This is a genomic window from Nocardioides caeni, assembly GCF_004912195.1.
Taxonomy (GTDB): Bacteria; Actinomycetota; Actinomycetes; order Propionibacteriales; family Nocardioidaceae; genus Nocardioides; species Nocardioides caeni.
In genome coordinates this window covers 18,607-31,022 of record NZ_STGW01000016.1, presented here as the reverse complement: position 1 = coordinate 31,022, position 12,416 = coordinate 18,607, and the positions used below count along the sequence as shown (strand labels likewise).

General features: G+C 70.8%; 11 protein-coding genes. 7 read left to right on the top strand and 4 right to left on the bottom strand.

The genetic code is table 11. The features are described from left to right. Positions 1 to 32: 32 nt before the first annotated feature. A complete protein-coding gene (locus E9934_RS17135; RefSeq protein ID WP_136564122.1) occupies positions 33 to 1,223 on the top strand; it encodes a RimK family alpha-L-glutamate ligase in 1,191 nt (396 codons plus the stop codon). A 161-nt stretch (positions 1,224 to 1,384) separates the two neighbouring features. Beyond that, on the top strand, positions 1,385 to 2,143 hold the full coding sequence (locus E9934_RS17130) for an enoyl-CoA hydratase-related protein (protein WP_136564121.1): 759 nt from the start codon (positions 1,385 to 1,387) through the stop codon (positions 2,141 to 2,143). Between the two features lie 66 nt (positions 2,144 to 2,209). On the opposite strand, the gene E9934_RS17125 is transcribed toward E9934_RS17130, so the two are convergent. Next, complete coding sequence (locus E9934_RS17125) at positions 2,210 to 4,183, bottom strand: oxidoreductase (RefSeq protein ID WP_136564120.1); 1,974 nt, start codon at positions 4,181 to 4,183, stop codon at positions 2,210 to 2,212. A gap of 47 nt (positions 4,184 to 4,230) precedes the next feature. On the opposite strand from E9934_RS17125, the gene E9934_RS17120 reads away from it, so the two are divergent. Continuing rightward, on the top strand, positions 4,231 to 5,109 hold the full coding sequence (locus E9934_RS17120) for a TIGR03619 family F420-dependent LLM class oxidoreductase (protein ID WP_202977369.1): 879 nt from the start codon (positions 4,231 to 4,233) through the stop codon (positions 5,107 to 5,109). 6 nt (positions 5,110 to 5,115) lie between these two features. On the opposite strand, the gene E9934_RS17115 is transcribed toward E9934_RS17120, so the two are convergent. After that, positions 5,116 to 5,730 carry a TetR/AcrR family transcriptional regulator gene (locus E9934_RS17115; RefSeq protein WP_136564119.1) on the bottom strand — a complete coding sequence of 205 codons (615 nt, stop codon included), beginning with the start codon at positions 5,728 to 5,730 and terminating at the stop codon, positions 5,116 to 5,118. Between the two features lie 148 nt (positions 5,731 to 5,878). Here E9934_RS17115 and E9934_RS17110 point away from each other — a divergent pair, with 148 nt between their 5' ends. From E9934_RS17110 to E9934_RS17100, 3 genes are read left to right on the top strand one after another with little or no spacing between them, the layout of a single operon-like run. Next, a complete protein-coding gene (locus tag E9934_RS17110; protein WP_136564118.1) occupies positions 5,879 to 8,104 on the top strand; it encodes a HelD family protein in 2,226 nt (741 codons plus the stop codon). Positions 8,105 to 8,159: 55 nt separating this feature from the next. Further along, on the top strand, positions 8,160 to 9,629 hold the full coding sequence (locus E9934_RS17105) for a hypothetical protein (RefSeq protein WP_136564117.1): 1,470 nt from the start codon (positions 8,160 to 8,162) through the stop codon (positions 9,627 to 9,629). Between the two features lie 56 nt (positions 9,630 to 9,685). Beyond that, positions 9,686 to 9,907, top strand: a complete 222-nt coding sequence (locus E9934_RS17100; RefSeq protein ID WP_136564116.1) for a hypothetical protein — start codon at positions 9,686 to 9,688, stop codon at positions 9,905 to 9,907. A 3-nt stretch (positions 9,908 to 9,910) separates the two neighbouring features. On the opposite strand, the gene E9934_RS17095 is transcribed toward E9934_RS17100, so the two are convergent. After that, positions 9,911 to 10,309 (bottom strand): polyhydroxyalkanoate synthesis regulator DNA-binding domain-containing protein, encoded by a 399-nt coding sequence (locus tag E9934_RS17095; protein ID WP_136564115.1) that lies wholly within the window; start codon positions 10,307 to 10,309, stop codon positions 9,911 to 9,913. 90 nt (positions 10,310 to 10,399) lie between these two features. Beyond that, positions 10,400 to 10,729, bottom strand: coding sequence for a hypothetical protein (locus tag E9934_RS17090; RefSeq protein WP_136564114.1), 330 nt, complete (start codon positions 10,727 to 10,729; stop codon positions 10,400 to 10,402). Positions 10,730 to 10,955: 226 nt separating this feature from the next. On the opposite strand from E9934_RS17090, the gene E9934_RS17085 reads away from it, so the two are divergent. Then, a complete protein-coding gene (locus E9934_RS17085; RefSeq protein ID WP_136564113.1) occupies positions 10,956 to 12,347 on the top strand; it encodes a DUF445 domain-containing protein in 1,392 nt (463 codons plus the stop codon). Positions 12,348 to 12,416: the final 69 nt, after the last annotated feature.

Here is a 12,416-nt window from a genome sequence, read left to right as displayed (position 1 = left end):
CAGCCCAGCCAGCACTCAACCAACAGGTCGGTATGAAGCTCGCGATCCTCTCCCGCGCCCCTCGGTCCTACAGCACCCAGCGCCTCCGCACCGCCGCCGTCGACCGGGGGCACCAGGTCAAGGTCCTCAACACCCTGAGGTTCGGCATCGACCTGTCCGGCGACGAGCCCGACCTGCAGTTCCGCGGCAAGCAGCTCTCCGAGTACGACGCCGTCCTGCCGCGGATCGGCAACTCCATCACCTACTTCGGCACCGCCGTGGTGCGGCAGTTCGAGCAGATGGACGTCTACACCCCCAACACCGCCAACGGCATCAGCAACTCCCGCGACAAGCTGCGCGCCTCGCAGATCCTGTCCCGCCACAACATCGGCATGCCGGCCACGACCTTCGTCCGCGACCGCGCCGACGTGATCCCCGCGATCGAGCGCGTGGGCGGCGCCCCCGTCGTCATCAAGCTGCTCGAGGGCACCCAGGGCATCGGGGTCATCCTCGCGCCGAGCATCAAGGTCGCCGAGGCGATCATCGAGACGCTGCAGTCGACGAAGCAGCAGGTGCTCATCCAGCGCTTCGTCAAGGAGTCGAAGGGTCGCGACATCCGCGCCCTCGTCGTGGGCGACCGCGTCGTCGCCGCGATGCGCCGCGTCGCGCAGGGGGACGAGTTCCGGTCCAACGTGCACCGCGGCGGGACGGTGGAGCGGGTGGAGCTCGACCCGGAGTACGAGCGGGTCGCCGTACGCTCGGCGCACATCATGGGCCTCAAGGTCGCCGGCGTGGACATGCTCGAGGCCAACGACGGCCCGCAGGTGATGGAGGTCAACTCCTCGCCGGGCCTGGAGGGCATCGAGTCCGCCACCAAGCTCGACATCGCCGGCGCGATCATCGACTACATCGACAACCAGGTCGCCTTCCCGCAGATCGACGTCCGCGAGCGGCTGTCGGTGTCCACCGGCTACGGCGTCGCCGAGCTCGTCGTGCACGGCGACGCCGACCTCGTCGGCAAGTCGATCGGCGACTCCGGCCTGCGTGACCGCGACATCACCGTGCTGACCCTGCACCGCGGCACCACCGTCATCCCCAACCCGTTCGCCCACCACGTGCTGCAGGCCGAGGACCGGCTGCTGTGCTTCGGCAAGCTCGAGGAGATGCGCTCGATGATCCCGGCTCGCCCCAAGCGTCAGCGGCGGGTGAAGAAGCTCCCCAAGCAGCCGATCCCGCTCGGCTGAGGGGGTGCGGGGCGGTGCGCAATTCACGGGTCAACCCGTGAATTCCGCACGATCAACGGGAAATAACACGTCAGAAGTGCCTATTTCACGGGTTAACCCGTGAAATAGGCACGCCCCGGACGACCCCCGCCAGCCAAGCCGCCGTCCGGCATCATGAGCCCATGACGGAAACCGCTGCCGAGCTCGTCCACCTCGAGGTCGCGGACGGGGTCGCGACGATCACGCTCGACTCGCCGCACAACCGCAACGCGCTCTCCGTGCAGCTCGTCACGGAGCTGGCCGCGCACCTCACGACGGCCGGCGACGATCCCGAGGTGCGAGTGGTCAAGCTCGTCTCGTCGGGCCGGGTGTTCTGCTCGGGCGCCGACCTCTCCGCAGCGGCGACCGTGCCGATGCACGAGGGCGCGCGGGCGATCGTGGCGCTGCAGCGCCAGATCCTGTCGCTGTCGGTGCCGGTCGTGACGGTCGTGGTCGGGGCGGCGCGGGCCGGAGGCATCGGCATCGTCGCCTCCTCCGACGTCGTCGTGGCCGCCGAGGACGCGACCTTCGCGCTGACCGAGGTGAAGCTGGGCCTCGCCCCCGCCGTGATCTCTCCGGCAGTGTTCGGGCGGATGACCCCGCGCGGCGCGGCGCTGACCGCGCTCGACGGGGAGGTGTTCACGGGTGCCCAGGCGGCCGAGTTCGGCCTCGTGACGCTCGCCGTACCCGCCGACCAGCTCGACGTCAGGGTCGACGAGGTCGTCGGCCGGATCGCGACCGGTGCGCTCCAGGGCCTGCGGGAGACCAAGGGCCTGCTCAACGCCGGCCTGATCGCCGACCTCGACGCGCGCGGTGAGGACCTCGTCCAGCTCAGCGCCCGGCTCTTCGGCTCGGACGAGGCCCGCGAGGCGATGACGGCGTTCCTGTCGCGCAAGAAGTAGCCCGTCGTCCCGTGCGGATCTGTCGGGCTCTTCGGCAGAACGCGACAGATCTGCACGGGACGACGGTCAGAGGGTGGCGACCAGCCGGGCCGCGTCGGAGGTCGCGCCGCGGATGAGTCCGAGCCCGTGGGCGGCGTCCCCGACCACGTGTACGGCGACCCCGGGCAGCGCGTCCGTCAGTGCCTCGGCCAGGGAGGGGTCGGCGACCATCTCGCCGGTGAGGACGACCGTGTCGGCGGGCAGCTCGCGCGAGCGCCCGTTGGCGGGGACGTAGCGAACGCCGGCGGGCGTGATCTCCTCGACGACGCAGCTGACGTGGACGGTGACGCCGAGCCGGTCCAGGCGGTCCATGTGCTCGGTGCGGCGCTTGAGCCCGAACTCGGGCGCGATCTCCTCGCCGGTGCAGAGGAGGGCGACCAGCCTTCCGCCGGCGGCCAGCGTCTCGGCGTACTCCACGGCCGCCAGGCGGCCCCCGACGACGACCACCCGGCGCCCGGCCGGCACGACGTCGGCGGCCAGTGACGGCATCACGTGGGGCAGGTCGCTGCCGGGGATCGCCGGCAGCTCCTCGCGGCCGCCGGTCGCGACCACGACGAGGTCGGGGGCGAGTCCGGCCACCAGCTCGGGAGTGGCGCGCACGCCGGTCCGGACCTCGGCGTCGGAGAGTCCGACCTCGTGGCGGATCCAGTCCAGGTAGGGCCGGTTCTCGCGGTGCACGAAGCTGGCGTCGACCAGCGAGCCGCCGACGGTGGCCGACCGCTCGAGGACCGTGACCGAGTGGCCCAGCGACGACGCGAGGCGGGCGACCTCCAGGCCGGCCGGGCCGGCGCCGACGACCACGACCCGCCGGGACACGGCCGCCGCCGGGGCCTCCGGCACGACGGCCGACAGCTCCAGCTCGTGCCCGGTCAACGGGTTGACCGCGCACTCGGTCGACAGCTTCTCCTCGAGAGTGTCGATGCAGTTCTCGCAGCTGATGCAGCGCCGCACCCGCACCGCACCGCCGCCCCAGCCGGCGAGCTTGCGCGGCAGGTCCGGGTCGGCCAGCAGGGGCCGCCCCAGGGCGACGAAGTCCGCTCGGCCGTCGGCCAGGACCCGCTCCGCCAGCAGCGGATCGTGCAACCGGCCGACCGCGATGACCGGGACGTCCACGGCCTCCTTGACCGCGGCCGCACCCCCGACGTTGAGCCCGTCGCCGTCGTCGGCAGCGTTGACCATCCCGGTGACCAACCGGTCGATCACCCCACCGCTGACGTGGAAGGCGTCGACCCCGGCCTCCACCAGCAGCGGCGCGATGGTCGCGGTGTCGTGGATCGGCCGCCCGGCCGCGACCCGCTCGTAGCCGGAGATCCGCAGCGTGATCGGGAAGTCCGGGCCCACCTCGGAGCGAATCGCCTCCAGCGCCTCGAGGACGACCCGGATCCGGCCCTCGACGGACGAGCCGCGGTAGCGGTCGCCCCGCCGGTTGCGCTGGGGCGCCAGGAACGAGCCGAGGAACATGTAGCCGTGCGCCGCATGGAGCTCCAGGCCGTCGTACCCGGCCTCGCGGACGCGGACCACCGCGGCCCGGTAGAGGTCGAGGATCGCGCTGATCTGCTCCTTGGTGACCTCCGCCGACGGCCGGCCGGTGAGGTACGACGGGATGACCGACGGTCCGAGGGAGGTCGCGCCGAACATCTCCGGGCCGAGCCCGTCCGGCCCGGCATGCACGATCTGCGGCTGGATCCTCGCGCCGTGGTCGTGGATCGCCTCGACCAGGCGCCGGTGCGCGGAGACGGCCGCGTCCTCCCCGATCTGCAGGCCGCCCGGGGTCTCGGGGTGCAGCGGATCGATGCCCGTCGCCCCGCCGGTCACCAGGCCGACGCCACCGGCCGCCCGGGTCGCGAAGTGCGCGACGGTGCGGTCCGACGGGTGGCCCTCGGGAGTGCCGTACATCGTCTCCATCGGCGACATGACGATCCGGTTGCGCAGCTCCATCGAGCCGATCCGGCCGGGCGCGAGCAGGTGGGGGAACGTCTCGTCGTCGGCCCCGTCGTCCATGACCCGAAACCCTAGAACCTGTTCTAGTTCCTGACTAGGGTGATCGGGTGGACTTCGCGATGGTGACCGCCTACCAGCCGATCGACCAGCTCGTCCCCCTGGCGCGCGCCGCGGAGGAGCACGGGTTCGCCGCGTTCAGCCTCGCCGACCACGTCGTCGACCTCGAGTCGATCGCCACGCCCTACCCCTACACCCGCACCGGCGAGCGGCGCTGGACCACTGACGTCGACTGGCCCGACCCGTGGGTCACCGTCGGCGCCCTGGCCGCCGTCACCGAGCGACTGCAGTTCTTCACCTCCATCTACGTCGCCGCGATGCGCAACCCGTTCGTCGTCGCCAAGGCCGTCGGTACGGCGGCCGCCCTCTCCGGAGGCCGGGTCGCCCTCGGCGTCGGGGTCGGCTGGTGCCGCGAGGAGTTCGAGCTGCTGGAGGAGGACTTCCGCACCCGCGGCCGCCGCACCGACGAGGGCCTGGCGCTGATGCGCGAGCTGTGGGCTCCCGGCTGGAGCGAGTTCGCCGGCGAGTTCTACAGCTGCGAGCGGCTCGTCATGCGCCCCTCCCCGCCCGCCCCGATCCCGGTGTGGGTCGGCGGCCTGTCCGACGTCGCCCTGCGCCGCGCCGCCCGCAACGACGGCTGGATCGGCGACATGGCCACGGTCGACGAGGCCGTCGAGGTGGCCGGCCGGCTCCGGGCCCTCCGCGCGGAGATCGGTCGCGAGGACGAGCCCTTCGCCGTCGTACCGGCGCTGACGGACGCGCTGACACCCGACGACTTCGCCCGTGCAGCCGCCGGCGGGGTGACGATGACGATGACGATGCCGTGGATGTATTACTGCGGCCAGGACGCGCCGCTCGAGGCCAAGCTCGACGGCATCGCCCGCTTCGCCGACGACGTCATCAAGCCGGTCCGCGCGCTCGCCGGCTGACGGCGCTCAGCCCTCGAGGTAGGCCGACATCGTCGTGATCAGGGTGGCGCGGGCGCGCTCGAGGTCGAGACCGCTGCCCGAGAGCTGGTCCTGACGCAGGCCGCGCAGCGCGCTCTGCAGCAGGGGCGAGACGTCGAGGATCCGCTCGGGGGCGACGTCGAGACCGTCGAAGTAGGCGGTGAAGCCCTGCTCCCAGAGCTCGTCGAGGTGGGCCACCGACGCGGCGGTCCGCGGATGGGTCTCGGCGAGGACCGCCAGCGGCCGGGGGAGTGCCGCGCGCACGGTCTCCACCGCGATGGCATACGGCGACTCGAGGACGTGCTGATAGAGCGCCGCGACCTCGGCGACGCGGCCGGCGACGGTGTCGCTCTCGGGCTCGGCCCACAGTCCCGGTGCGTCGATGATGAGCTCCACCACGGAGGACCAGAAGCCGTCGGAGTCACCGAACAGGTTCTGCACCGAGCCCCAGCTCAGGCCCGACTCCTTCGCCACCAGGTTGATCGAGACCGTCTCGGGCTTGCCCGTGCTGAGCAGCTCCAGCGCTGTCGCGAGCAGCTTCTCGCGTGCGGCGACGCCGCGACGATTCGGCTTCCGCGGCGCGGTGGACGGCGTCGAACTCATGCAAACCCCCCTGGTGTGCTCTGACTCGCACCATTCAATCAGTCCAGGACCTGTAAAGTTGGCTGCTTGCCACCTCTCGGAGGCGGCGATGTGGACGGAGCCGATCCCGGCTCCGGCGAGGACAACAGGGGCGGCAGGGGTTGCGTCGGTGACAGACGAGCTGGTGGACCGCGAGGTCGCGGCCGAGCAGGCGTTCGTGGATCGGGTCTACCTCCAGCTGGAGCAGGCCGGCGCGGCTGCCCAGCAACTGGCCAAGGAAGGTCACTCCCGTGCCCACATGGGCCACGAGGGCGGCCTCGTCGAGCGCGACGCGATGGTCTTCCAGGCCGCCAAGCGGATCGCCCAGCTCGACGCCGCCCACGAGGGACTCGTCTTCGGTCGCCTCGACCTGACCCAGGACAAGGACCCCCAGCCGCGCTACGTCGGCCGGATCGGCCTGCGCGACGACAACCGCGACTCCCTCCTCATCGACTGGCGGGCGCCCGCGGCCGCGGTGTTCTACCAGGCGACCGCGGCCGAGCCCCAGGGCGTCGTACGACGACGGGTGCTGCGCAGCGCCGGTCGCTCCGTCGTCGGGGTCGAGGACGAGCTGCTCGACAGCGAGGGTCTCTCCGCCGCGGAGGCCGCCGGCCGTGAGCTGCCGATCATCGGTGAGGGCGCGCTGATGGCGCAGCTCTCCCGTGCGCGCGACCGCTCGATGCACTCGATCGTGGCGACCATCCAGGCCGAGCAGGACAAGGCGATTCGGGCGCCCTCGAAGGGTGTCGTGTCGATCTCCGGCGGGCCGGGCACCGGCAAGACGGTCGTTGCGCTGCACCGGGCGGCCTACCTGCTCTACACCGACCGGGCCCGCTATGAGCGCGGCGGCGTCCTCGTCGTCGGCCCGTCGGGCGTCTTCATGCGCTACATCGAGCGGGTGCTGCCCTCCCTCGGCGAGACCGCGGTCGCGCTGCGCAGCCTGGGCGGGGTCGTCGACGACGTACGGGCGACCCGCCACGACGAGCCGGCCGTCGCCGACATCAAGGGCTCGGCGCGGATGGCGGAGCTGATGCGGCGCACGGCACGGCAGCAGGCGCCCGGCTCGCCGCGCGAGTTCCGGGTCTTCTGGCGCGACGAGCGACTCGTCCTCGACCGCGGTCGCCTCGGCCAGGTCCGGCGCCAGCTGATGGGCCAGGGCCTGCGCAACAAGCAGCTGCCACGGATCTCCCACGCACTGCTCGACCAGATGTGGCGGCAGGTGCGGGGTGAACGGGGCCGCGAGCAGGGCCGGGAGAAGTTCAACGACGAGATGCTGTCGCGGCAGGACTTCCTCGACTTCGCGCTCGGCTGGTGGCCGCCGCTCGATGCCCCGACCGTGCTGACCTGGCTGCGTGACCCGGAGTTCCTCGCCCGGGTCGGCGAGGGTTTGATCAGCCCCGAGGAGCAGCGACTGTTGGCCAAGACCTGGGCTGCCCTCGACCCGTCGCGCCCGATCGGACCGCAGATCTCGATCGAGGACGTTCCGCTGCTCGACGAGCTCCGCTATGCCCTCGGCGACGTGCCGCAGAAGGCCGACGACGAGCGCGACGACCCGATGGCGCTCATCGAGGGCGCGGTCGACATCCAGGAGCTGATGACCGCCTCGGACCGCGAGTTCGCGCCGTCGGGCCGCCCCTGGCGCCCGCCGGTCAGCAGCATCGAGGACGACGGCTACGCCCACGTCCTCATCGACGAGGCGCAGGACCTGACGCCCATGCAGTGGCGGATGGTCGGCCGTCGTGGGCGCACCGCCTCGTGGACGATCGTCGGCGACCCCGCCCAGTCCTCGTGGCCGGTGCCGGCCGAGTCCGCCGCAGCCCGTGCGGAGGCGCTCGAACGCAAGCAGGTCCACGCGTTCCACCTCTCGACCAACTACCGCAACTCGGCGGAGATCTATGCCTTCGCCGCGGCCTATGCCCAGCGGGTCGGCCTCGACGCCGACCTGCCCGACGCGGTCCGCCGCACGGGCGAGGAGCCGCAGCAGGTCGTGGTCCCGCCCGGGGGCGACCCCGAGACCGTCACCCGGGAGGCCGTGCGCGAGATCGCGGGCCGGGTGTCCGGCACCGTCGGCATCGTGGTGCCCGCCGCCCGCCGCTCCGAGGTCAATCGGTGGCTCGCCTCGTGGCCCGAGTTCGCCGACGACGCCCCCGGTGCCCGCGCCGCCGTCGACTCCACCGTGCAGCCCTCCGGTGAGGACCGCGTGGTCGTCCTGACCGGGCTCGACACCAAGGGCCTGGAGTTCGACGGCATCGTCGTGGTCCGGCCCCAGGAGATCGAGGAGGAGTCCCTCACCGGACGCGCGACCCTCTACGTCGTACTCACGCGGGCGACGCAGCTGCTGACCACCGTCTCCTGAGCGGAACCCCTGACCCCGCTCCTGCGGGGGTTTGTCGCTCCGGTCGGCGGGGAGCATGGCCGTCGACCTGCTGCGACACCCCGACGGGAGAGAGCCCTTCATGGCGACCTACGACGATCTCGAGGATCTGATCGGTCCCCTCAAGCGTGCCCGCATCGACGCGTGGTTCGTCTCCCAGGAGATGCCGTGGCGCATCGACAGCGAGGAGAACTACTACTACGAGGGCTCGGGGCGCGGCATGGCGCAGTACTGCACCCGGCCCGACAAGTTCGGCGAGGGCGGCGGCAAGGTCTGGATGGACGACTGGCCCGACTGGGGGCTGGGCGACCAGACCGACGCCTATCGCGCGGCCTTCCAGGAGCACCGCGACACCATCGACGACCACATGCGCGACTTCAGGTCGATGGTCGACCCGGCCAACATCCAGCCGCTGATCGACCACCTGAGCGCCGGTGCCCACATGCTCACCACCGGGGCCATCACCCGACCGTCGGCGGACGGCCAGACCGAGATCACGATCCCCAAGAAGGACACCATCGGCGGCGCGATCGACGCGTGCGTCAACCTCGCCGGTCCGCTGGGGTCGCTGCGCGGATCGACCGCCCACGCGTTCCGCACGAAGTTCATCAACCGGATCGAGGACGTGGTCGACGCGCAGCAGCTGGTCTGCGTGATCCTCGGCGGCCACCTCGAAGCCCAGAAGCTGATGTGGACCAACGCCCGTCGCGCGATCGTCGACCTGGTGGTGGACACCACCAAGGCCTACGACGACTATGCGCGCACCAAGTCGGCGGGCGACTTCTCCGTGGAGTTCAAGATCATCGGCTATGCGCTGGCCGGTGCCGGCCTCTTCGCCTCGGGCGGCCTGGCCCTCGTGCTGGGCGTCGGAGGCATCGGACTGTCCGTCGCGGCCGACACGACCGACGTGGAGGAGGCGATGAAATTCCCCGGTGGCACCTACTCCCAGATCAAGGACTCGTTCTATGAGGGCATCGGGAAGATCCGGAAGGACATCACCTCCGAGGAGACCCTCATCCAGCAGAACCTGACGACCAACACCGGGATCGTCCAGGGCCACAAGGGAGAGTTCGACCTGAGCCGTCCGGCGCTGCTCGACGTCAACGACGGCGACGACATCGGCGCCTCCGACGCCCACGAGATCCTGGTCAACAAGCGGGCCGTTCGTTCCCTGACCGCCGACCACATGCCGGCAGTCGCCAGCTTCCTGCGGCAGGCCGGCACCGAGATCGAGGCGGCGTGGAGCGTCAACCTCGAGGGCTGGTACCGGACCTCGCTCGGCATCTCGAACTACGGCCCGATGCACGAGTGGTACGACCTGTGGATCATCGTCCGCGACCTGATCGCCGACACCGCCGACGAGACCTCCGCCTGTGCGGTCACGCTGGACCTGGCCGTCCAGGAGCTGGAGAACCAGGACGCCACCGAGCGCGACGCCCTCGGCCGCCATGCGAAGAGGGTCGTCGACGTCGGCACCAGCCGCAGCGAGCACAACCCCTGGGACTGAGCGAAGTTGAGCTTGGATCGAGCCGGAGAGGTTCCGCCCCGGCGTACGATCCCGTCATGGAGCCGCGTGAGGACGAGGACGTGCCGTGGGTGCCGCCGCAGCACCTGCCGGCCGACGCCCGGCGTCTCGGGCTGAGTCCGCTCGTCCCTGATGGCGCGTTGCTGGAGTTCGCCGGCTCGCTCGACGGCTCCCGCCTCTCCCACCGCATCGTCGCCTGGGTCCTGCTGGTGGCCTTCGTGCTGCCGGTTCTCCTGACCTTCCTGCGGATCCTGGGCTGAGCGTCACGCCGACAGGTCGTCGTTGCGCTCCCTCATCAACAGGGTCACCGCGTCGGTCAGCTGGGAGACCTGGGCGCGCAGCTCGCGGATCTCCTCCTCGTGACGGGCGGTGTCCTCGCGGGCGCCGCCGGGCGCGGGCGCCGAGTCGGGGGCTGGCGGGGGAGTCGAGGTGCGGAGCAGGTCCGTCAGCAGCTCCACGCCGCCCGGCCGGCGCGCCACGAGCCGGGCCAGGACGGGCGCCAGGACGTCGTCGGTGAGGTCGTCGCCCGTGTCGTGATCGCGGACGACGACCCGGACGCCGGACTCGATCTGGCGCGTCACGGCCTCGAGCGTGGTGAACCGCCGAGCGACCGTGTCATAGAGCTTGCGGTTGGAGTAGCGCTTGATCACACGCTGGGGCATGGCCGAGGCCTCTCGTCGGAAGACACCATCGCGGCCCCCACTCGTGAGCGGGCGCCGCGATGGTCGGGGGGTGGGGAGGGTGAGGTCGACTCACTTGCCCTTCTTGGAGCCTCCGCCGCGCAGGCTGACCATCTTCTCGACCTGGTCGGTCAGCTCCTGGGTGCGCTTGCGCAGGTTCTTGATGTCCTGCTCCGACGGCAGCACCTTGTCGCGGGCCTCCTTGCTCCGGGTGCGGGCGGACTTCTCGAGCTTGCCGGCGGCGTCGAGCACGTCGTCGACGACGTCCTTGGTGGTGTCGATCAGGTCGGAGAGGTAGCTCGTGATCTGGGTGTTCTTCGACGAGCTCTTGCTCGAGGACTTCTTGCTCGAGGACTTGGCGGTCTTGGTGGTCTTCGGCGCGGTCTTGGTCGCGGTGGCCATGTCGTGCTCCTTGCTGGTGGTGGTGGCGGGTGGTCCGCCTTCTGTCATCACGTGGTGCGGTGCGTCGTGATGGCACAACTCTGCGCTGCGCAAGAGGCCGACATCTTGTGCAATCGGACAGGGAAACGGCCTCCGGTTGACCATTCGCCCGTAGGAGCGGGCGACGGAATTTGTGAACCTGAACACCGGCTCGCGTAATGGACGCGGCCCGTCACAGACACCGGAGATGCCGATGCAGACCTGGAGCGAGATCACCCACGACGTCACGGTCAACTGGCCGATCTACGCCGCGATGCCGGTCATGGCCGCCGTGATCGGCTGGTTCACCAAGCTGGTGGCCATCAAGATGATGTTCCGTCCGCACGTGCGTCGCGGCATCGGCCCGCTGGGCTGGCAGGGCATCATCCCCCGGCGCGCGCCGCAGATGGTCGACGTGCTGTGCGAGACCCTCACCGGACGGCTGATCAGCGCCGACGAGATCATCGACCGGATCGATGGCGACGAGCTGGCCCGACGGGTCGAGCGCCCGTTGCGCAAGGCCGTCGGGAAGGTCGTGCCCACGGTCGCCGAGGAGTACCAGCCGGCCGTGTGGAACCTGCTGCCCAAGGCCGGCAAGGACGCGGTCGTCCAGCAGGCCCAGGCGATGGCGCCGAAGCTGGTGCCCCAGCTGGTCGAGGCGCTGCGCGACAACATCGACGACGTCTTCGACCTGCGCGACATGGTCACCCGGCAGTTCCTGTCCGACCCCGACATCCTCGAGTCGATGTTCCTCGACGTCGGGCGTCGGGAGTTCACGTTCATCCGCCGCAGCGGTCTGGTCTTCGGCTTCTGCATCGGCCTGGTCCAGGTCTGTGCCTGGGCGCTGTTCAAGGAGCCGCTGCTGATGCCGCTCTTCGGCCTCTTCACCGGCTGGTTCACCGACTGGGCGGCGCTGCGCCTGATCTTCACCCCCCGCGAGCCCACGAAGTACCTCGGCGTGATCACCTGGCAGGGACTGTTCCTCAAGCACCGGATCCCCGTCTCCGAGGAGTACGGCGTCCTCATCGCCTCCCGCGTCCTGACGGCCGAGAACCTGGTCACCGCGGTGATGACCGGTCCGCGGTCCGACGACGTCGCCGCCCTGCTCGCCCCGCTCATCGAGGAGCACGTCCGCTCCCAGTTGGTCGATCTCGACCAGCACGTCGACAAGCACGTCCGGCGCTCCCTGCGCAAGCTGGACCTGCCCACTAACGACGTGATCGACGAGATCAGCGACACCGTCGGCTCCGTGCTCGGCGGGCTCACCGGGCTCACGAGCGTGGCTCGGGTGCCGGCCCGGGCCGCGGGCGGGATCGGGCTCGGCATCGTCCAGGCGGGACCGATGAGCGAGGCGGCCGCCGCGGAGCTGGTGCAGCGTCTGCCCGAGGTGCTCGCTCCGGCGTACGACTATCTCGACGAGGCCCTGGAGATCCGCGAGACGATGGCGACCAAGATGGTCGCGATGACGCCCGAGGAGTTCGAGGGTGTGCTGCGGCCGGCCTTCCAGCAGGACGAGCGCACGCTCATCATGGTCGGTGCTGTCCTGGGCTTCCTGGTCGGCGAGCTGCAGGTCCTGCTGCTCGAGCACCTCGCCCACTGACGCCCGACGCCCGACGCCCGGTGTTGTGCATCTGCACTGACGCACCGCGCAACGTTGGCGCCACGCCAG

Coding starts and splice junctions, on each gene's coding strand:
- E9934_RS17135 (WP_136564122.1), top strand. CDS start 33: ATGAAGCTCGCGATCCTCTCCCGCGCCCCTCGGTCCTACAGCACCCAG.
- E9934_RS17130 (WP_136564121.1), top strand. CDS start 1,385: ATGACGGAAACCGCTGCCGAGCTCGTCCACCTCGAGGTCGCGGACGGG.
- E9934_RS17125 (WP_136564120.1), bottom strand. CDS start 4,183: ATGGACGACGGGGCCGACGACGAGACGTTCCCCCACCTGCTCGCGCCC.
- E9934_RS17115 (WP_136564119.1), bottom strand. CDS start 5,730: ATGAGTTCGACGCCGTCCACCGCGCCGCGGAAGCCGAATCGTCGCGGC.
- E9934_RS17105 (WP_136564117.1), top strand. CDS start 8,160: ATGGCCGTCGACCTGCTGCGACACCCCGACGGGAGAGAGCCCTTCATG.
- E9934_RS17100 (WP_136564116.1), top strand. CDS start 9,686: ATGGAGCCGCGTGAGGACGAGGACGTGCCGTGGGTGCCGCCGCAGCAC.
- E9934_RS17095 (WP_136564115.1), bottom strand. CDS start 10,309: ATGCCCCAGCGTGTGATCAAGCGCTACTCCAACCGCAAGCTCTATGAC.
- E9934_RS17090 (WP_136564114.1), bottom strand. CDS start 10,729: ATGGCCACCGCGACCAAGACCGCGCCGAAGACCACCAAGACCGCCAAG.
- E9934_RS17085 (WP_136564113.1), top strand. CDS start 10,956: ATGCCGATGCAGACCTGGAGCGAGATCACCCACGACGTCACGGTCAAC.